17 protein-coding genes are annotated in these 21,350 nt (G+C 37.0%); 5 read left to right on the forward strand and 12 right to left on the reverse strand.

Annotated elements, in window-relative coordinates; all coding sequences use genetic code 11:
* Positions 1-25: 25 nt before the first annotated feature.
* The 9 genes from coaE to RMO03_RS08660 form a co-directional block, all read right to left on the reverse strand.
* A complete protein-coding gene (coaE, locus tag RMO03_RS08620) occupies positions 26-610 on the reverse strand; it encodes a dephospho-CoA kinase (protein WP_309641692.1) in 585 nt (194 codons plus the stop codon).
* Positions 607-1,605 carry a glycosyltransferase gene (locus RMO03_RS08625; RefSeq protein ID WP_309641693.1) on the reverse strand — a complete coding sequence of 333 codons (999 nt, stop codon included), beginning with the start codon at positions 1,603-1,605 and terminating at the stop codon, positions 607-609. Before RMO03_RS08625 ends, coaE begins: the two co-directional genes overlap by 4 nt.
* Positions 1,606-1,691: 86 nt before the next feature.
* Positions 1,692-4,082: a GEVED domain-containing protein gene (locus tag RMO03_RS08630; protein ID WP_309641694.1), complete on the reverse strand. Its 2,391-nt coding sequence runs from the start codon at positions 4,080-4,082 to the stop codon at positions 1,692-1,694.
* A 111-nt stretch (positions 4,083-4,193) separates the two neighbouring features.
* Positions 4,194-6,764: a T9SS type A sorting domain-containing protein gene (locus RMO03_RS08635; protein ID WP_309641695.1), complete on the reverse strand. Its 2,571-nt coding sequence runs from the start codon at positions 6,762-6,764 to the stop codon at positions 4,194-4,196.
* 110 nt (positions 6,765-6,874) lie between these two features.
* On the reverse strand, positions 6,875-9,916 hold the full coding sequence (locus RMO03_RS08640; RefSeq protein ID WP_309641696.1) for a T9SS type A sorting domain-containing protein: 3,042 nt from the start codon (positions 9,914-9,916) through the stop codon (positions 6,875-6,877).
* Positions 9,917-10,019: 103 nt separating this feature from the next.
* Positions 10,020-11,756, reverse strand: coding sequence for a T9SS type A sorting domain-containing protein (locus RMO03_RS08645; RefSeq protein WP_309641697.1), 1,737 nt, complete (start codon positions 11,754-11,756; stop codon positions 10,020-10,022).
* A 108-nt stretch (positions 11,757-11,864) separates the two neighbouring features.
* Entirely contained in the window at positions 11,865-13,043 is a 1,179-nt protein-coding gene (locus RMO03_RS08650; protein ID WP_309641698.1) for an AIR synthase related protein, read from the reverse strand.
* A 76-nt stretch (positions 13,044-13,119) separates the two neighbouring features.
* Entirely contained in the window at positions 13,120-13,920 is an 801-nt protein-coding gene (locus tag RMO03_RS08655; RefSeq protein WP_309641699.1) for an OmpA family protein, read from the reverse strand.
* An 18-nt stretch (positions 13,921-13,938) separates the two neighbouring features.
* Positions 13,939-14,826: an OmpA family protein gene (locus RMO03_RS08660; RefSeq protein ID WP_309641700.1), complete on the reverse strand. Its 888-nt coding sequence runs from the start codon at positions 14,824-14,826 to the stop codon at positions 13,939-13,941.
* 95 nt (positions 14,827-14,921) lie between these two features.
* Between RMO03_RS08660 and RMO03_RS08665 the strand changes: the two genes are divergently transcribed.
* The gene (locus RMO03_RS08665; RefSeq protein ID WP_309641701.1) at positions 14,922-15,377 is read left to right on the forward strand and encodes a T9SS type A sorting domain-containing protein; all 456 of its coding nucleotides are present in this window, start codon (positions 14,922-14,924) and stop codon (positions 15,375-15,377) included.
* Between the two features lie 4 nt (positions 15,378-15,381).
* Positions 15,382-16,410 carry a hypothetical protein gene (locus RMO03_RS08670; RefSeq protein ID WP_309641702.1) on the forward strand — a complete coding sequence of 343 codons (1,029 nt, stop codon included), beginning with the start codon at positions 15,382-15,384 and terminating at the stop codon, positions 16,408-16,410.
* A gap of 66 nt (positions 16,411-16,476) precedes the next feature.
* Here RMO03_RS08670 and RMO03_RS08675 read toward each other — a convergent pair whose 3' ends face one another.
* A complete protein-coding gene (locus RMO03_RS08675) occupies positions 16,477-18,666 on the reverse strand; it encodes a glutamine synthetase III (protein WP_309641703.1) in 2,190 nt (729 codons plus the stop codon).
* A gap of 213 nt (positions 18,667-18,879) precedes the next feature.
* Between RMO03_RS08675 and RMO03_RS08680 the strand changes: the two genes are divergently transcribed.
* On the forward strand, positions 18,880-19,827 hold the full coding sequence (locus RMO03_RS08680) for a TerC family protein (RefSeq protein WP_309641704.1): 948 nt from the start codon (positions 18,880-18,882) through the stop codon (positions 19,825-19,827).
* Between the two features lie 45 nt (positions 19,828-19,872).
* Here the strand turns inward: RMO03_RS08680 and RMO03_RS08685 are convergent, their stop codons facing one another.
* Entirely contained in the window at positions 19,873-20,385 is a 513-nt protein-coding gene (locus tag RMO03_RS08685) for a hypothetical protein (protein ID WP_309641705.1), read from the reverse strand.
* A gap of 108 nt (positions 20,386-20,493) precedes the next feature.
* Between RMO03_RS08685 and RMO03_RS08690 the strand changes: the two genes are divergently transcribed.
* Positions 20,494-20,676 carry a hypothetical protein gene (locus tag RMO03_RS08690; protein WP_309641706.1) on the forward strand — a complete coding sequence of 61 codons (183 nt, stop codon included), beginning with the start codon at positions 20,494-20,496 and terminating at the stop codon, positions 20,674-20,676.
* Positions 20,669-20,893, forward strand: coding sequence for a hypothetical protein (locus RMO03_RS08695; protein ID WP_309641707.1), 225 nt, complete (start codon positions 20,669-20,671; stop codon positions 20,891-20,893). The genes RMO03_RS08690 and RMO03_RS08695 overlap by 8 nt, the downstream gene beginning before the upstream one ends.
* Here RMO03_RS08695 and RMO03_RS08700 read toward each other — a convergent pair.
* Positions 20,890-21,318, reverse strand: coding sequence for a hypothetical protein (locus RMO03_RS08700; RefSeq protein ID WP_309641708.1), 429 nt, complete (start codon positions 21,316-21,318; stop codon positions 20,890-20,892). The genes RMO03_RS08695 and RMO03_RS08700 overlap by 4 nt on opposite strands.
* Positions 21,319-21,350 lie beyond the last annotated feature (32 nt).

A 21,350-nucleotide genomic window follows, 5' to 3' on the forward strand; every position in this document is an offset into this window, starting at 1 on the left:
CAAAGATTAACATCTAAAGTTAATTTTATGGATTTGTCAGTTTTTTTAGAATTTTATCCACTTGTAGCTTGGCGCTCGAAAGGTCATTATTATCAATGATAAAGTCGCTTTTGGCTATGCGCATTTCATCAGCCCATTGATTTTTGATTCTGTTTAAAACATCATCTTTGGTAGTTTTATCTCTTGCAATGACCCTTTCAATTCTGGTTTCTAATGGCGCAACTACGGTGATGATTTTGTCGCAATCTTGGTAGCTTCCACTTTCAAAAAGGATGGCAGCTTCTTTAATGACGATAGGATTGTTTTGATGTTGAGTTAACCAATTTTGAAAATGCTCTTTTACGGCTGGATGAATTATGGCATTCAATGCACTTAATTTTTGTGGATTTTGAAATACAATCGATGCCAATTTTTCTCTTGATACTTTATCTTTTTCAATAATGGTTTCTCCAAAAACTACTTTGATTCTGTCTTGAATAATGGGATTATCGAGCAGTTTTTTGGCTTCTTCATCGGCAATGTAAACCGGAATATCCAATGATTTAAAGTACTGAGCTATTGTGGTTTTTCCACTTCCGATGCCTCCGGTTAATCCAATAATTTTTGTCATTTTTTAAAAAATAATTCCGGAAAAGCTGCTTCCGGTTTTTGTTTTAAAACGTTGATTTTGATGAATGATTGTATGAAACCCAATCCGTAACCATTGAATTGCTTCCAAGTGGCCACGATGGCTAACCAGCCTATCTTGAAACTTTTATTTTGAATGGTTGCCGTTATCAATAAAACAAAGAAATAGAGACAATACAATTTCATTAAAAAATCTTGTGCCAATACTAATAAAACTATCGATGCATAGAATCCAATAATAAAAAAAGCAGGAAAAAAATAAGATAATTTACTATGTACCGGATACCAACTGTTGAGTATCGGTCTGGCTTTTCCAAATTTGTTGACTTGATATGAAAATTTATCCCAATCGATTCTTCGTTTGTGATAAACATACGCTTTGGGAAACAACTTGGTTTCGAATCCTAAATTCCATAAACGAATGGATAAATCTGGATCTTCACCTGGGTGAATATGTGCGAATCCACCTGAAGCTTCAAAAGCTTTTTTGGAAATCCCCATATTGAAACTTCTGGGTTGGAATTTATTTAATTTTTCAGATCCACCGCGAATACCACCCGTAGTAAGGAATGAAGTCATTGAAAAATTAATGGCTTTCTGAATATCCGAAAACGAATCTAAAGCTTGATCCGGCCCGCCAAAGCAATCTACATAGTTGACTTGAAAGGCTTTGATAACTTCGCTTAAGTAATTTTTCGGAATGATACAATCGGAATCGAAAAGGATGAAATAATCGCCTTTGGCTTTTTGCATACCAAAATTTCTGGAATCGCCCGGCCCTGTGTTCTCTTTAAAATAATAGGAAATGTTTAATTTCTTTGCATACTTTTCGACTATCGTATCAGATTTAATCGTAGAACCATCTTCAACGATTACGATTTCAAAGTCTTGATTGAAATCTAATTTCGACAGACTATCCAATAACTCATCTGTTTCGTCAGGGCGATTGTATACCGGAATGATAATGGAAAAAAACATATCAATAATTTTAACAAATATAAACTTTATCAAAAACAAAAACCACCGTTAGGGTGGCTTTTGAAAATTCGATAAGATATTAATAATTACTCTTTGTTGATTTTGATTGTGTTTTGCAAATTATTGGAATAAACCTTCACTAAATAAGAACCCGTAGGTAAAGCGTTTACATCGATTTTGGCGTTGATTACATTTGGGCTTTGAACTAAAACTTCCTGTCCTAACATATTATAAATAATCACTTTTGATATTAATTCAGAATAGGAAAGATTTAAGTAATCCTTTACCGGATTCGGATAATATTTAAAATTCGATTTGTCAAAATTATTGTTGCTTAATGTTGGGCTCCATGCCGATACTTGAAACGCTCCATGCACATTGTTGCCGTATTCCCATACCCTTGCATAAATGGTTTCTCCGGGTGTTAACCCTGTTAAATTTAACCTTGAAAAAGCACCAACGCCTTCATCATCACTACAACCAATAACAGTCAAATTATCACATGTACCGATAAATGCATTCATACCCGAATCAGCAAAAGGAGAACCTGGATTGGCTTGAACTTCAATGGTTATTTTTCCATCACCAGGAACAACTGTACTAAACCAAACATCACCGCCAAAACCAAGTGATGCGCATGTCGGATTTGGAGGCCCAATCGTTTTAGTAGCTCCAATATTACTGGCAATAATAGCATGTTCGCTGAAGGTCATCCCCGGAATCAAAGCAACCGCATTATCGCATTCATCATTGGCAATAGCTGGTGGAAGTGTTGTGAATGTATATGGTCCAGCCCAACTACTTGACTCCGTTTCCGAACAAATTGATCTCACATAAAACTCATAGTTGGTTAAAGGAGTCAAATTGGTAACCAAAAGTGGATTATTGCTATTAGGATTGGAAGGATTTCCTACCGGTGGCCCCTCGCCTGCTAATGCCAGATGAACATCCCAACCGATTTGAGTACAAGCTGGTGTCCAAGTTAATTCAGCGTTGATTCCGGTGATGTTACCGGTATCTAAATTGTGTGGTGCTTGACATATAAAACCATCTTCAATGGTAATGTTATAATCTTCGGTTTCACCGTATCCATAATTTGTACATGGATCGATAGCAACGGTATTCCACACATCTCTAATTCTCATTCTGTGCAGTCCTGATGTTGCATTGCAATCTAACACTATTGGAAAAGTGCCGGTTGCATTGGCAGCAATTTCACTTGAAGTACCAACATTTTCATTCAAACTAAAAATACCGTCATCATTAAAATCAATCCAAACAGCAACATTTTGTTGTCCAAAAGTACCTACTGTTACATTGATATCATAGGTCTGACCGATTTGAAGTGAAGCAGTATAATTAGGTTGTCCGACAAAATAAGTAAAATAAGGGTTTACGGGTGCGTTACCCGTATCATTGGCTAAAGTGGTTCCGTTAATTGTGACATTCGAAATCAAATCGCCATCCGTTTTTCCGTTGGTGTAGGTTGGTGCGCAATAGCATTGGCTTGTGTCATTCATCAATACCTCAACAGGATTGCTTGTCGCGCTTACATCACTGCAAGTAACAATGCATTGGTAAGTTGTTGCTGCCGTTTGTGTTGTGATGTAAACGGAATTTGTTGCACCTACAATGTCACTAAAAGTAACACCATCCGAAGAAGTTTGCCATTGATAGGTAACACCAAATCCTGTGGTTTGATTTTCAAGACTTAAATTGAAAGCATAGCTTGCACAAACACTTGTAAAATTTGAAACGGTATTGCCAGGAGTTGGAGCACCATTACAGTGTTCACCTGGCATAAAAGTAAATTTTTGACCTAATAAAAATTGTGTACTAGCAATGTTGTTATTGGCAGTGACTATGGAAGAAGTTGCTGTTGCCGAATCGGGTGAAACGCTTAAAAATGCATTTAAATCATTCAACCCAATGGATGCTGAAAATGCACCAGCGGAATTCATTGTCGGACCATAAACAAATTCAATTTGACCTGTTGTTTCAAATAATCTCATTTTAAAAGAACCGAATGCTGTAGTACTTTGTCCGCCATTTCCACCTATATTGATATTATCCCAACCTATTTCTAAAACTCTGTCTGGTGCAGTGCCTGAAACGGCATACTGAATTGAACCTCCATTTCTATTGTGATCATCCCAAAAAGGAGCAATTAATGGACTTAGCACGGCAGTAAGTGATAATAAATTCGTCCATGATTGGCCACCAATAGCATTTCCTAATCGTATAAAACCATTAGTATTAACACTAAATGTGGTGTAAGTAACACCGCCATAAATAAAATCGAAACCTATGGGTATGCTGTTTTGCGAGCCATCATCACCAACGGCTGCTGAGTTTGTTCCCACAACCGGTGTATAGTCCTCTGTGGATTGACTAAAAATATATTCCGCTACAGATTGTGCATGACTACTAAAACTGTTTAAAACAAAAAGGAAAAAGACTAATGTAATTTTTTTCATAGCATCGTTTTTATTTAATTTTTTTCTAAAGTAATAAAAAATTCGGCACGAAAAGATTTCATATAAAAAAAAGCCACCCGAAGGTGGCTTTTCAATTACTGATTTTAAAAATTATTCTTTGATAACTTTAATCGTTTTCACTTGGTTATCCGCGGTAACTTTTACTAAGTAAGTTCCGCTAGCTAAATGCGACATATCAATTTGAGATTGATTGGCATTGGTTGCTTTAGCCATAACTTCTTGTCCAAGTAAATTATAAATTGCTACATTAGAAATGGTTTTGCTGTAAGACAAATTCAATATATTTTTTACTGGGTTTGGATAAGATTTAAATCCTAAAGCTTCAAAAGTATCGTTACTCAAAGAAGCATCATAAGCTGACAATTGGAAATCACCATCTAAAGATGCACCCCATTTCCATACTCCAATATATAAAGTATCGCCAGGCGTTAAACCTGTTAAAACTGCTTTGGAGAAATTATCTGTACCATCATCATCATTACAACCAACTTCAACTAATGAACCACAAGTCCCTGTAAAAATACTAATCACTGAATCTGTCATTACAGTTCCAGGAGCTGCCGCTGTTTCAACCGTCAAATTACCAGAAGATGGTACAACTACACTATACCAAACATCATTTGATCGGTTGGTTTGACATGCAAAAGTTAAACCTCCTGTTGAAGTTGAACTAACATTAGAACCAACAACTGGCGAAGCATCAAATGTTCCTCCGGCAGTGATTTCAATAGCACCTGTACAATCATCATTAGCTGGTGGTGGTGGTGGTGTTCCTACACAAATATCAAATGTAGTATTTTGCAATGCTGTTGTTGTTGTTGTGTAAACTCTGATATAATAAGTTTGTCCTTCAGTTAAACCTGTTGGTACACTAGCATTTGCATCAGAACAAGATCCAGGTACTAATGTTAAAGTACCACAATCTCCTGTCCATAACGAATGAAATAAATCTGTATTTGCTCCTGCAACATTGATTAAACTAATCGCTTGTACAGTACCAGTAGCTACGAAAGAATACCAAACATCGTCATCTGGTGAACCTCCGCAAGCTAAAGCATCAACTGCCGATGCAGTAGCTCCTGCAACTGTTCCTGAAGTAACAATAGTACAACTAGCATCTGGATTTACAGTCAAAGATTCTGCTCCATCACAATCATCATTAGCTGGTGCTGCTGGTGGTGCTTCACAGGTAATCGCTAAATCGAAAATAGTTGCTGGATCTCCGTTAATCCAACTTCCAATATGGATATAATAGCTTGTTCCATCCACAGAAACAAAAGGAACTGAGACAACAGTTTCACCTGTTCCGGCAGCTGCAATACACGTACCTGGTGCAAAACCTGCACAAGTACCATCTGTACTTGCATAAACTTCAACTTGTGGAGACTCGACCCCTGTTGCAGTTGCTGTTAATGTGATTACTTGTCCATCTCCTAAAAAGGAATACCAAATATCATTTCCAATAGTTCCAACACAAGACGTGCCTGTTCCTCCAGTAGCGCTTTCAGTCGATTGATTGGTTAACACATCACCACAGTTAAGAGCAATGGCATTCGCACATTCATCGTTCGCCGGTGGTGGTGGTGGTGTACCAATACATACATCAAAAGTAACATTCTGATCAGCAAAATCTGTCCAAGAATAAACTCTTAAATAATAAGTGTCTCCTACAGTTAAACCTGTTGGGATACTGGCATTATTATCTGAGCAAGAATTTGGCACTAAAGTCAAACTACCACAATCTCCTGTCCACAATGAATGGAATAAATCAGTAGTCGAACCTACAACATTATTTAAACTGATAGTTTGAATAGTATCGGTGGCAACAAATGAAAACCAAACATCATCATCAGGTGTACCTCCACAAGCGAATGCGTCTACAGCAGAAGCTGTTGCTGCTGTTATTGAAGCAGAAACAATATCTGTACAACTTGCATCCGGATTAACATTTAAAGCAATGGCTCCGTCACATTCATCATTTGCTGGTGGACATGCATAAATAACTTGAGTATCGCTCACAACGTTACAAATAGGAGTATCATCATTTGTGACCGTTAATACCACCAATGTTCCGAATGGATATGGTCCGAAAGTTACCGGACTGGCAGCACCAATAGTTTGAGCAGAACTTCCTTGATCATCTGTTACAGTGATGGTATTGGCAGAACCTATATCAGTAATATCAGCCGTAACTTCAAAAGAAGAACTTCCACAATCGAAACTTTTTGAAAAGGCTACGATTGGTTGTACGCAAGGAGGAATTCCGCATACGAAAGATCTGGTTCTGAAATTTGTATTCCCACCACACAAATCGTCAAGGTGCGTGTAGAAACGTACGACACCTGTTACATCAGAAACCCATGTAACCGGAGTTGTTCCAAAAGTTGCTGCGGTTGCTCCATCATCGGTGCTGATTGTAATAAAATCTGTCGACAATGAGCTGCTAAAAGTATAAGTTTCTCCTGCAACCAGATCCACTAGCGAATATTCGCTCGCATATCCTACCGTTGTCACTACCGTGGCAGTTATACCATCACAAGCGCTTGCAGATACAGTATTGGACGGCCACTGTCCATTATCTGCTACTAAACATTGCGCATTGGCAAATGCAGAAAGTAGCAATGCAAAAACCAATAAAAGTTTTAATGTAATTTTTTTCATATAAATAATTGTTGTTGAGTTAATAATGCCATAAATGTATAAAAAAATAATCGCTATAAATAAAAAAACCACCCGAAGGTGGTTAAAAATTTAAATCAAATTAAAAAAGATTACTCTTTGATAACTTTGATAGTTTTTATTTGATTGTCTGCTGTAACTTTTACTAAGTAAGTTCCGTTTGCTAAATTCGACATGTCAATTTGTGATAGATTGGCATTCGTTGATTTTGCATTAACTTCTTGACCTAATAAATTATAGATAGCTACATTAGAAATGTTTTTGCTGTAAGACAAATTCAACATGTCTTTTACAGGGTTTGGATACGCTTTAAAGCTTGATGTTTCAAAAGTATCGTTGCTCAATAAAGAAGCATCATAAGCTGACAATTGGAAATCACCATCTAAAGAAGTTCCGTATTTCCATACTCCAATATAAATAGTATCACCAGGCGTTAAACCTGTTAAAACTTCTTTTGAGAAATTACCTTCATCACTACTATCATCGTCACAACCAATCTCAACTAACGAACCGCAAGTACCAGAATAAATACTGATTACTGAATCTGTCATTACCGTTCCTGGTGCTGAATTTGTTTCAATTGTTAAACTACCTGAAGCTGGTACAACAACGCTATACCATACATCATTAGAACGGTTGGTTTGGCAACTAAAAGTAGGTAATCCAACTGTTGAAGTAGAGCTAACATTAGAACCTATAACCGGTGAAGTTATAAATTCTCCCCCTGCTGTGATTTCAATAGCACCTGTACAATCATCATTCGCTGGTGGTGGTGGTGGTGTTCCTACACAAATATCAAATGTGGTGTTTTGCAATGCAGTTGTTGTTGTTGTGTATACTCTGACATAATAGGTTTGTCCTTCAGTTAAACCTGTTGGTAAACTAGCATTTGCATCAGAACAAGATCCAGGTACTAAAGTCAAAGTACCACAATCTCCTGTCCATAACGAATGAAATAAATCTGTATTTGCTCCTGCAACATTGATTAAACTAATCGCTTGTATAGTACCAGTAGCTACAAAAGAATACCAAACATCATCATCTGGGGAACCTCCGCAAATTGAAGCATCAACTGCCGATGCAGTAGCTCCTGCAACTGTTCCTGAAGTAACAATAGTACAACTAGCATCTGGATTTACAGTCAAAGATTCAGCGCCATCACAATCATCATTAGCTGGTGGTGTTGCTGGTGCTTCACAGGTAATCGCTAAATCGAAAATGGTTGCAGGATCTCCGTTAATCCAACTTCCAATATGAATATAATAACTTGTACCATTCACTGAAACAAAAGAAGTTGAGACAACAGTTTCACCGGTTCCGGCAGCTGCAATACATGTACCTGGTGCAAAACCTGCACAAGTACCATCTGTACTTGCATAAACTTCAACTTGTGGAGATTCAACTCCTGTTGCTGTTGCTGTTAGCGTTATTACTTGTCCGTCTCCTAAAAAGGAATACCAAATATCATTTCCAATGGTCCCTACACAAGAAGTAGCTGTTCCTCCGGTAGCACTATCAGTTGATTGATTGGTTAATACATCACCACAGTTTAGCGCTATTGCATTAGCACATTCATCATTTGCTGGAGGTGGTGGCGGTGTTCCAATACATACATCAAAAGTTGCAGTTTGTCCAATTGTAGGAGTCCAAGAATAAACTCTTAAATAATACGTTTCTCCGATTACTAATCCTGAAGGTGTGCTAGTATTTGGATCTGAACAAGTATTTGGTACTAATGTCAAGCTAGAACAATCAGCACCTGTCCATAATGAGTGAAATAAATCAGTTGTAGATCCTACGATATTATTTAAACTAATCGTATGAACAGTATTCGTTGCTACGAAAGAGAACCAAACATCATCATCTTCAGTTCCACCACAAGAAGCAGTATCCGTTAAAGAAGCAGTAGCTGCAGTAATAGTTCCGGGAGTTACACCCGTACAAACATTATCAGGATTTACTGTTAATGCAATGGCATTTGTACATTCATCGTTTACTGGCGGGCAACCTACTGATGTTTGATTAGGACTAACCAAAGCACAACCAGGACTTTGATCATTAGTGATAGTTAACACCACTGATGTACCAAAAGCGTAAGGTCCGAAAGTAACAATTCCTGGCGTACCAATAGTTTGTCCTGAGCTCGCTTGGTTGTCTGTAACAGTAACCGTAGAAGCAGAAGCGAAACTCGTAATATCAGCATTGATTGTAAAATTATTGTCGATGCAGTTTGCAACAGTTTCATAAGTTGCAGTCGGTTTACAAATCGATGGGTCTGATAAACTCAATGTAAAATCTCCTTGCTCTGCACCATTACTCCATACTTGAACGAAGTAAGTATCTCCAGAAACCAATGTAGTAAATGATTGTGTTAAAGCAACAGTTAAGTTAGAATTACATCCCAAACTTACTAAAGCATCACATGTTCCCGAATAAACCGCAAAATTAGCAGAAAGCATTGTTCCTTTGGTTACTGTCACATCTACTGTTGGAGATGGAGCAACGAATGAAAACCAAACATCCTGAATAGAACCAAAATTATCACAAGTTGGTTGTGTTGGACTGATATCTCCGAAAGAGTTATCTGAAGTAATAATGGAAGCATCAACATCTACCGCTAAGGCAGTCAAACATGTCTGATTGTATACCGCCGGAGGAGTTACACTGGTACAGGTAACATTCATCGTATACGCACCAGTACTTCCAGAATTAAATCCTTCAACAGCGATGTAATAAGTAGTTGTACCATCAGAGGTAAAAGTTATTCTTGAATTCAGTGTATTGCTCGAGCATGTATTGTCGTCGTCATTACCTGCATAAGCTGTTAAGCTTCCGGGAGCTCCCGTTAAAACTAAAACTGATGTGTCATAACCTGATCCACATAAATCAAGAGTGATCGATTCTTCAGAGCCAGATCCTGTATAGGTGTACCATACATTAGGAGCATCTAAATCAACTCCAAAATGTAAAGTCGGATCAGCCTGATCTAAAGTTGCTGCCGCCGTGGATCCTGTATAAACATTACCACAACTTATAGCTTCGGCATTTGCAATATTGTCATTTGCCTGAGCAAAACTCGTAGCAGAAAACAACAAAGAAATACCCAATAAAAGGTTTAATGTAGTTTTTTTCATTCTATAATTTTTTTTAGTTAATAATTTAGTCAAAAATAGTCATAAAAAAGTAGTTATAATAAAAAAAGCCACCGACAGGTGGCTTTTTAACAAATTGAAAAAATTATTGTTTGATAATCTTTATGGCTTTCACCAAATTTTCAGAAGTGATTTTCACCATATAGGCACCTTTAGCAAGGTTTGACAAATCAACTTGTGAAATAGTAGAAGTTGATGTTTTTGAAAAAACTTCTTGGCCTATTAAATTAAATACTTCAACACTCGTAATGTTTTTATCATATGAAATATTTAAAACATCAGTCACAGGATTAGGATAAGTTTCAAAATTTGATTTATCGAAACCACCAACACCTAATGAAGGGTTTGATAATCTTAAACTGAATGTTCCTTGTTCAGCAAAATTACTCCATACTTGTACAAAATAAGTTTCTCCTGCTGTTAATCCTGTTAATGATTCTGTAGCACTTGTTGTTACATTTGAATTACATGCTGCTGCATATGCCGTTAAAGCACCACAAGCTCCTGAATGTACATTAAAATTAGAAGAAGTCATTGTTCCATTTGAAACAGTAACATCAACAGTACCTTCTGCCGGTGCAACAAAAGAAAACCAAACATCTTGAATAGAACCGAAAAGGTCACAAGTTGGCACTTCAGGGCTAACATCACCATAAGAGTTGTCAGATGTTACATCACTATTGTCAACCGGTACATCAAGTGCAGTAGCACAAGTTTGATTCGCTGATGCTGGTGGAGTAACTCCTTCACAAGTTACATCCATTGTGAATGCACCTGTACTGCCAACATTAAAACCTTCTATTGCAATATAGTATGTAGATGTACCATCAGATACAAAATTCAATCTTGAACGTGTAGTTAATCCTACACCACAAGTATTGTCATCATCATTTCCGGCTACTAAAGTTAAAGCTCCAGAAGATCCTGTATAAATCAAAACTGAAGTGTCATAAGAAGAGTTACATAAATTTAATGTTACTGTTTCAGAAAAACCAGAACCTGTAAAAGAGTACCAAAGATTTGGAGCATCCATATCAGCACCAAAACCATCAGGAGCATTGTCTTCATCTAATGAAGCACCAACCGTATTTCCTGTGTAATTATTACCACATGAAATCGCAATTGCATCAACAAAATTATCATTCAAAGCCGGGCAAGTAACTTGCGTTTGCGCTGGACTGCTAATCGTACAAACTGCAGAATCATCATTCACAGCTGTTAATATCACAGATGTACCATTGTTGTATGGACCAAATGTAAGTAATCCTACACCTGAAGATTGAGGTGAACCACCTTGATCATCGGTTACCGTAATAGCAGAAGCAGATCCTGTATCAGTGATTTCAGCCGTAACATTAAAAGTAGCATCAGGACAATTCGAAACTTTTGCAAAAGTAATCGTTGGCAATGTGCATGGAGCGATACCACACTTAATTGTTCTCAATCTAAACGTATGATTTTCTCCACAAAGATCATCCGCATGCGTGTAGAAACGAACCACTCCAGTAACATCAGCTACCCAAGTTAATGGTGTTAATCCGCTTGTAGCAGCAGAAACACCGTCATCAGAGCTAACCGTGATGTAATCCGTAGCGATAGAGCTTCCGAAAACATAAGTTTCACCGGAAACAACATTCACATTCGAATATTCACCGGCATAACCTGCTGTAGTTATCGTATTTGCAGTAATACCATCGCAAGTCGTTGCGGTGTATGTCGCTGCCGGATACAATCCGTCGGTAGCGCTTAAACATTGGGCCTCACCTATTGCAGACAGCAACATTGCAAAGGCAAAAAGTACATTAAAAGTAATTTTTTTCATTATAAAATTTTTTAGAGTTATTAATAGGCTAAAAGTAAAAAAAATAACCCAAAGAAAAAATTTCTTGAGTTATTTAACGCAATAAGATTATATGCAAATGATTGTTTATTAATATTGAAATGCACCATACTCACTAACTATCGTGAGTTTCTTAGTAGTACTCTTTTCTACCCCACCCACAATTTGAGCGTCAACACCAAACGATTTTGAAATGGCAATAATATCATTGGCGATGGTTTCGGGAACATACAATTCCATGCGATGTCCACAATTGAATACTTGGTACATTTCTTTCCAATCGGTTTTGGATTGCTCTTGAATCAATTGAAATAATGGCGGAACCGGAAACAAATTGTCTTTGATAATGTGCAGGTTTTCTATGAAATGTAAAATCTTGGTTTGTGCACCGCCACTGCAATGCACCATGCCATGAATATCTGTTGGTGTATATTTTTCAAGAATTTTTTTGATGATGGGCGCATAAGTTCGCGTTGGAGAAAGCACCAATTGACCTGCATCTATTGGAGCATTGTTAACCGCATCCGTCAATTGCATTTCGCCCGAATACACCAAATCATCCGGAACCAAATCATCAAAGCTTTCTGGATATTTGTGAGCAAGATTGTGAGCAAAAACATCATGACGCGCTGAAGTCAATCCGTTGCTACCCATGCCACCATTATACGATTTTTCATAATGTGCCTGACCGAAAGAAGCCAATCCGACAATAACATCACCTGATTTAATATTAGCATTATCTATCACATCAGCACGTTTCATACGAGCCGTTACAGTAGAATCTACAATAATAGTTCGCACCAAATCACCTACATCAGCCGTTTCGCCACCCGTAGAATGAATGGTTACACCGTGCGATTTGAGTTCATGAATCAGTTCTTCCGTTCCATTAATAATCGCTGAAATCACTTCACCCGGAATGCGGTTTTTGTTTCTTCCAATGGTTGACGAAAGTAAAATATTATCTGTAGCTCCAACGCACAAAAGATCATCAATATTCATAATCAATGCGTCTTGCGCGATGCCTTTCCACACCGAAACATCGCCGGTTTCTTTCCAATACATATAAGCCAGCGACGATTTTGTTCCTGCACCATCAGCATGCATAATGAGGCAATAATTTTCGTCGTTGGTTAAATAATCGGGAACAATTTTGCAGAAAGCTTTTGGGAATAATCCTTTGTCGATGTTTTTAATGGCTTGATGAACGTCTTCTTTTGAAGCAGAAACGCCGCGTTGTGCATAGCGTTTAGAAGTATCTGAACTCATTTTGTGTTGTGTTGTTGTTGGACAAAGATAATTAGATTATTGGATTATTAGATTGTTGGATTGTTGGATTTTAAGATTAGTTTTCTAGCACTAGTATTTCTACGCGACGGTTTTCATTTTGCTCAAACTCGGATTTTTCGGGAATGGGGTAAATCGGATCGCTGGTTCCAAAGCCTTTGTAGGAAAGTCGTTTTCGATTGATTTTTTGGGTTACGAGATAGTTGTAGATAGCTCGTGCTCGCATCACAGAAAGTTCATTAATGTCGAATACTTTTTGACAACAAATGTGTCCGTGAATTTCGATTTTAAGTTTTGGATTGTCTTGCAAAGCGCATAACAATTCGATTAAAACTGGTCTTGATTTTGGCAGAATTCGCGGCGTCATATTATAAAAGTAGATATTTTTCAATCGGATAACATCACCGCTTTTGGCTAGTTTGAATTGTTCTTCTAACGACAGCGTGTCGTTACTTACAATGGCTTTTCTAACTACTTCTTCTTTTTTTAATTCATACACTATCAAAACTTTACGATTCTCCGACTGCACCTTTGATTGGTCGAAATCTTCACCAAATCCTTTAATTTCATAACCGTCTTTTACTTTGATATTTTTTTCTTTTAAATAATTAAAAACGGTTTTCACACGTTTCAATGAAAGTGAATCGTTGTAATTGTTCGTGCCTTTCCAATCGCAGAAACCATAAATTTTAGACACTTCAATTTTGGGATTGTTGGTGATCCAAGTTTGCAATTGCTGTGTAGCACTATCGTTGAGGTCATGTTTGTCGAAATCGAAAAAGACTGTCATTTTTTCTTGGGCAGAAAGTCCGAGTGGATGCAATAGAAGAAACAAAATAAAAAAGCTAATTTTTTTCATTGCTATCGATTTAATCTGTCAATTGGATACAATCATAATCTCTACACGGCGATTCGCAGCACGTTGCATTTCATCTTTTTCAGGAATCGGATAAATTGGAATTGTACTTCCGAAACCTTTATAAGTCAATCGTTTTTCATCAATTCCATTGGCTATCAAAAAATTATTGATGGCTTTGGCACGTTGTGTCGACAAGTCTAAACGATCGTTGGGCATACAACACAAATGGCCTTGAATTTCAATCTTTAATTTTGGATTTTTTTGAAGCACAACCAGCAATTCATACATCTTTCCTCTAGATTCTGGCACCACAATAAAGGTATTGATTTTAAAATTCAGATTGTCGATTTTAAGTTTTTCGCCAACAGCAGCTTCACCAATTTTTTGCATGAATGCGACGTCTAACTTATATTCTGATTTTGTTCCATCAGGGTTTTCGAATACTAATTTTTCGGGGTAATGGATGATTTCTTTGAGTTCTTCTATTGGAGCGACTTCTTTAATTCCGAGAATTTCATTTTCTCTTGGAATGTCTTTGGCTTCGATATAAAACAAAGTCACTTTACGATTTTCAGCTTTGACTTTAGATAAATTATGCAATTCACCAAAGCTTCTAGTTTTGAAATCTTCTCTAATTTTGATTTTGTCTTTAATCAAATTAAAAACAAAATTGATCCTGTTTTTAGCCAAAGTGTCATTGAAACCATTGCTTCCATCTTCATCAGTAAATCCGTGTATGCCTACGATTTTGACGTTAGCATTGGCATTCATCCATTGGCTTAAATTTTTAATTTCTTTAGACGTTAACTCGAATTTGTTGCTGTCGAAATAAACTGAAAATTGCTCCTGAGCAGCAACTGAAGCGTAAGCAGCAATACAAAAAAAGAATACAAAGACAGATTTCATGTGGTGTTTATTTGGATAACGAAAGTTACGAAAAAAAGTTGTCGGTTGTCGGTTGTAAATGGTTGGTTTCTTATATTTGAAAAAAATTAAAACTGATGAAACAACATTTATTTTACGCCTTACTACTTTCTACTGCGATAACTTCAGCGCAATCGGTAGTGCAAAGTGTCAATTCGGCTAGTATCATTACTTCGAGTTCTAGTGTTTCGGTTGGTGAAATTGTAGTGAATCCAACAAATCCAAATCAACCTTCATCGGGATTGATTGGAATTGTAGCTCAAATTAACCACCAACTTTTAGAAGTGCCACAATTTGAAGTCAGCCAAAGCATCCGGGTTTATCCGAATCCAACGCAAGCGATGCTTTATTTTGAAACTACAGAAAATCTATCGAAAGAGACCATTTCGATTTATGATGCGACCGGAAAACTTATAGTTCAAAAAACCATTGTTGACAATCATTCGCTTGATTTGAGTGCGTTAGCCAGCGGTCAATACATTATTCAATTTCAAAATAAGAAAAACAAATCCATTCAAATTATTAAAAAGTAATATTATGAAGAAAATCATTTCAATACTCGCCTTACTAATTCCAATCCTCATTTTTGCGCAAGTGCCACAAGGCATTTCTTATCAAGCGATTGCTTTAAACGGTTCGGGAAATCCAGTGGTAAGTTCTAATGTTGGCATTCGTTTGTCGGTATTAGACAACTCGACTTCAGGAACGGTTTTGTATTCTGAAACACAAACAAAAACCACCAATGCGCAAGGTTTGTTTAATTTGGTCATTGGACAAGGAACGCCATCAACAGGAACCTTCGGAACCATCAATTGGAACATCAATACCAAATTCCTAAAAGTGGAATTGGATATTGCCGGTGGAACCAATTATGTTTTGGTTGGAAGCACTCAATTATTATCCGTGCCTTATGCTTTAGCAGCTGACAGTTTGGTGACTTCTCCGGGCGAAGGCATTACTTTGGTTTCTCCGAATGGAACGCCTTATCAAGTTACCGTGAATGATTCAGGACAATTGTCATTACCTACGTCGAACAGTTCGAGTACTGCTCCAACGCAGTTGTTTTTATACGGAAGCTTCAATGGTTGGGATGCGGCAACAAGTTTGCAATTCGATTATAACGGAACCGTTTTTACAGGTTATAAATACATTACAGGCGGAACGCAGATCAAATTTTTGGCAGCCCAAAATACGAATGTAATTTATGGTGGAAATTCTTTAAACGGTACATTAATCAGTAATGGAAATGCGATTAATGTCAATAGCAGTGGGTTTTATAAAATAACGGTTAATCCGGTTTCTGGCATTTATACGATTACGTCTATTAATGTACAACTATACAATAACACTATGTCGTATAATGTTCCCGGAAATTATTTCAGCGCCACATGGAATGTAGGAATGAGTTTTGGATTTCAAATTGGATCCATTGAATATGGTGACAATTTAGGCGATTACAGCCTCGAAATTAATGGTGCTTCGATATCGCCACCTACTTCGGGCCCAAATTATTATAAGCTTTTCATCAATTTTAATGGTGCTGCAACTTACACGGTAACCAACTAGTTTGAAATGTGACATAAAACAAAAAACCTGCTCTCGTCAAGCAGGTTTTTTTATTAAATGAATTGATTATTTTGTAAACAACAATTCTCTGTATTTGGTCAATGTCCATATTTCGTCATCTACCAATAACTCTAATTTATCACAGTGATCACGGATGATTTCAAAGTAAGGTTTTACCTTTTCACAGTATGAATCCGCCATTTTGTGAGCATCTGTCAACGCATTGGCTTTTCTTCTGGCTTCGGTCATTTCTTCTACTTTGGTGTTGATACCTTCGATGTGAGATGAAATTTCTTTAATCAATACGATTTGCTCTTTGGCGATTTTCTCGAAGTCTTTTCCGAAGATTTCTTTTAATCCACGCACGTTTTCTATTAATGTATTTTGGTAACGAATCGCAGTTGGAATCACGTGATTTTTTGCGATGTCACCTAACACACGGCCTTCGATTTGAATTTTCTTGGTGTATTCTTCGAGTTCAATTTCGTAACGTGCTTCTACTTCAATGTGGTTCATAATGCCCATTTCAGAAAACAAATCCAACGCTTGTTTTGATGCTCTGGCTTTTAAAGCTTGCGGTGTTGTTTTGAAATTACTCAAACCTCGTTTTGCTGCTTCTTTTTCCCAAGCGTCGCTATAACCGTCACCTTCAAAAAGGATATTTTTCGATACTTTAATATATTCTCTCAACACGTTGAAAATCGCTTCGTCTTTTTTCAATCCTTTTGAATCGATTAAGGCATCAACCGCGACTTTGAAATCTTTCAATTGTTTGGCAACGATAGTATTTAAAGTGGTCATAGCATTCGAACAGTTTGCTGAAGAACCAACGGCTCTAAATTCGAATTTATTTCCGGTGAATGCAAATGGCGAGGTTCTGTTTCTATCGGTGTTGTCTAACAATACATCCGGAATTTTACCAACGACGTTCAACTTCAAATCGGTTTTTTCTTCGGGTGATAATTTTCCGGTGGTTACACCTTCTAATTCCAGCAAAACTTTTGTCAATTGTTCACCGATGAATACAGAAATAATGGCCGGCGGCGCTTCGTTAGCTCCCAAACGGTGGTCATTACTTGCCGTTGCGATTGATCCTCTAAGTAACGCTTCATAATCATTCACCGCTTTAATCGTATTGACGAAGAACGTTAAGAATTGTAGATTGCTCATTGGTGTTTTACTCGGGCTCAACAAATTCACACCTGTATCAGTCGCTAAAGACCAGTTGTTGTGTTTCCCAGAACCGTTGACACCTTTGAAAGGTTTTTCGTGAAATAAAACTTTTAGGTCATGACGTTCCGCTACTTTTTGCATGACATCCATGAGCAAGCAGTTGTGATCGACGGCCAAATTCGTTTCTTCGAAAATTGGTGCTAATTCAAATTGGTTTGGTGCTACTTCATTGTGACGTGTTTTTACAGGAATACCAAGCAACATACATTCTTGCTCTAAATCTCTCATATAAGTAAGTGCGCGTGTTGGAATGGAACCAAAATAATGGTCATCCAATTGTTGCCCTTTCGCCGAAGTGTGGCCTAATAATGTTCTTCCGGTCATCATTAAATCCGGACGAGAATTCGCCAATGATTTATCAACCAAGAAATATTCTTGCTCCCAACCTAAAGTGGCGGTAACTTTCTTTACGTTTTTATCGAAATATTTACATACATCTGTTGCCGCTTCGTCCATAGCAGATAAAGCACGTAGCAATGGAATTTTATTATCTAAAGCTTCTCCTGTGTAGGAAATAAAAACCGTTGGAATGCACAAAGTAGTTCCGAAGATAAATGCCGGTGAAGTCGGATCCCAAGCGGTATAACCTCTGGCTTCGAAAGTGTTTCTGATACCACCATTTGGGAAACTTGATGCATCTGGTTCTTGTTGTACCAATTGTCCACCACCAAATTTCTCTACTGGATCGCTTCCGTCATAAGACGTTTCGAAAAAGGCATCATGTTTTTCAGCAGTCGCACCGGTTAAAGGCTGGAACCAATGTGTATAATGTGTTACGCCTTTAGACAAAGCCCATTCTTTCATGCCCATGGCAATATAATCCGCGAGTTTTCTGTCGATTTTAGTTCCGTGCAATACTGCATCCTGAACTCCTTTATAAGCATCTGAAGTCAAATACTGCTTCATCGCTTTATTATTAAAAACATTAGAACCAAAAATTAAGGACTTTTTGTCGGTTTCTTCAAATTTAACCGCACTTCTGTTGGATGCTTCTTTTAAAGCTTGAAAACGTAATGTTGCCATAAAAAATTAATTTATAAAGTTATACCCTATTATTTTGAGGCAAATATATAAAAATATGATGCAAAAAATAAATATACCCCATTTTTTTATGGGTAAAATTAATAAATTAGATAAAACGCAATAAATCTTAGACCAAAAACAATATTCGTTAATGTTTCTTGTTGTTGATGGACTAAGAATTATATTTGTAGCTACACACAAAAATATAAAACGATGGTTTGGGCTTTATTTCTATTAATGATATTGGTGTTTCTCGCTTTAGATTTGGGTATTTTCAATAAAACGCCGCACATCATCAGTTCGAAAGAAGCCGGAAAATGGACCGCTGTTTGGGTAGCGTTGTCTTTCGTATTCTCAGGTATCATATATTGGTTGTATCAATCCGGGTATGTTGCTAACCCAGACCGGTTGAAGCCGCACACAGCCATGATCAAATACATTACAGGTTATTTGATTGAGTTGTCGTTGAGTATCGACAATATTTTTGTGATTGCGATTATCTTCAGTGCGTTTAAAATCGGACAGAAATACCAGCACCGCATTTTGTTTTGGGGCATCATTGGCGCGATAGTGTTTCGAGGTTTGATGATTTTCTTTGGTGTAATGCTGATTCATAAATTTAGTTGGACGACGTATTTGTTTGGAGCGTTTTTAATTTTCACAGCAGTAAAAATGTTGTTTACTAAAGAAGAAGATGACTTCGAACCTAAAGAATCATTCGTCTATAAAATCCTTGGCAAAATTGTACCCATAACAACCGATACTGAAAAAGCTCATTTTTTTATTCACAAAGATTCTAAAACCTATGCCACACCTCTATTTGTGGCTTTGGTGATAATCGAAGTTATGGATGTATTGTTTGCTGTAGATAGCGTTCCTGCCATTTTAGCGATTACTTCCGATCCGTTTTTGGTGTTTAGCTCGAACATTTTTGCGATTTTAGGATTGCGTTCGATGTATTTTTTCTTGGCGAATATGTTAGAGAAATTCAGTTGTTTAGAATACAGCTTAATTGCTATACTGAGTTTCGTTGGATTCAAAATGGTATTGCATGATTATATCGAAATTCCGGAATGGGCTTCGTTGGGTTTTATTGCGTTGGCACTTTTGGTTGGTGTTTTGGTTTCTTTGAATAGAGATTCTGTTGACAATAAGTCATAAAAAAACCGCCTAGAGTTAGACGGTTTCTTTTTTTTATGATTTTTATTAATTCATGACTTTAACTTTACTATCATCGATATTGTACTTTGCAATTAAAGTATCATAATCCATTTCTTTGATGTTACTGCTTTTATTAGCAAAATATCCAGGTATAATTACAACCCTAAAAGTTTGATTGTTTAACAGCTCCGGCGAAGTTGCTATATCATAATTTCCTCCGGCATATATTGTAAAATCTAGTCGGCTAAAATCATAATCATAATCAAATTCATCTCCATTATCAAAATATACTGTTCTCGGAATAGGCTGCCAAATCGGCGTTTGTGAATTGATGGTTCCTGATAATCTGTAGATGACAACATTGTCTTCAAGATCAGTATTAATCTCTCGGTAGAAAGTATAGTCACCATTTTGATCAATCGTTAAATTAACATGTGGATATTCAAGTACTGCACTTTCTGCACTATACCCTGTTGCACCTTGTGGACCTTCCGGACCTTCACAACTACAGAAAATAGTTGTTCCAACAATTGCTATAAGTAAAATTATTTTTTTCATGATTACAATATTTAAAGATTTGTCGAGCGCATCCCAAATACCGAACCAAAAAACGACTTGGGTAATTTTTTATGATTATTTTTGGAGTCGTACGCAACACACATGACTATGGGAAGAAACAACGAACGCAACATCAAAAAGCACAACGACAAGCTTCATAAAGCACAAGATAAAGTCAAACAAGCGGAAATGCTTCGGAAAGAAAAACTCAAAGCCATTCTAAAAAAATTCAACAACGAACCCGAGGCGCAGCCGAATAGAGCGCAGCTAAATCCAAACAACAATGGATAACCCAAAATTCGATTCTTTAAAAAATGATGTTCAGGAAATCATCGACTTGATGGCTAACAAACAATACATCGACGCCAATTATAAATTATTGGATGCCGGCGAATATCTCGATGAGCTTTTAGACTTTTCCGAAGACGACGAAGATTTAATTGAAATCAGTAAATACCAAGTATTGCTGAATCAATTGCAACAAAAAATAGCAGCAGCGTTAGATTAAAACGCTACATTCCATTTAGGTAACTTTCCGGTTTCATCTAAAAATTTCTGCAAGATCAAACCTTCAACATAAGTTGGAATGAATTTGTTTTTAGCATTGAAAGTTTCATACCAATATACTTCAAGACGATCGATCTTTTCAAGTTTCATTTGTGCCGGCCAAGAATACTTACGGCCTGTTTTGGCGAATTGATGTCCGTTAACAATTTTGTCGTAAAGTCCACCATTCTTGCTTTTTAATGAGCCGTCATTTTGAACTGTTCCCGTAGAACCAACCATAATCAATTCTTTTTCTTCGCCATCAACAGCGTAAACCAAGAATACTCCGCTCCCATTTTCTGATGCGTTGCAAACTTCTTCGAGGCTATTATCAACGGTAAAGTTGAAATGATTGTTGGTTTTAAACTTTGTTAATTCTTTGTACATAATAAGTTATTTAAAAAAAAGCCCCACGAAAT

The organism is Flavobacterium sp., from assembly GCF_031411595.1.
GTDB lineage: Bacteria > Bacteroidota > Bacteroidia > Flavobacteriales > Flavobacteriaceae > Flavobacterium.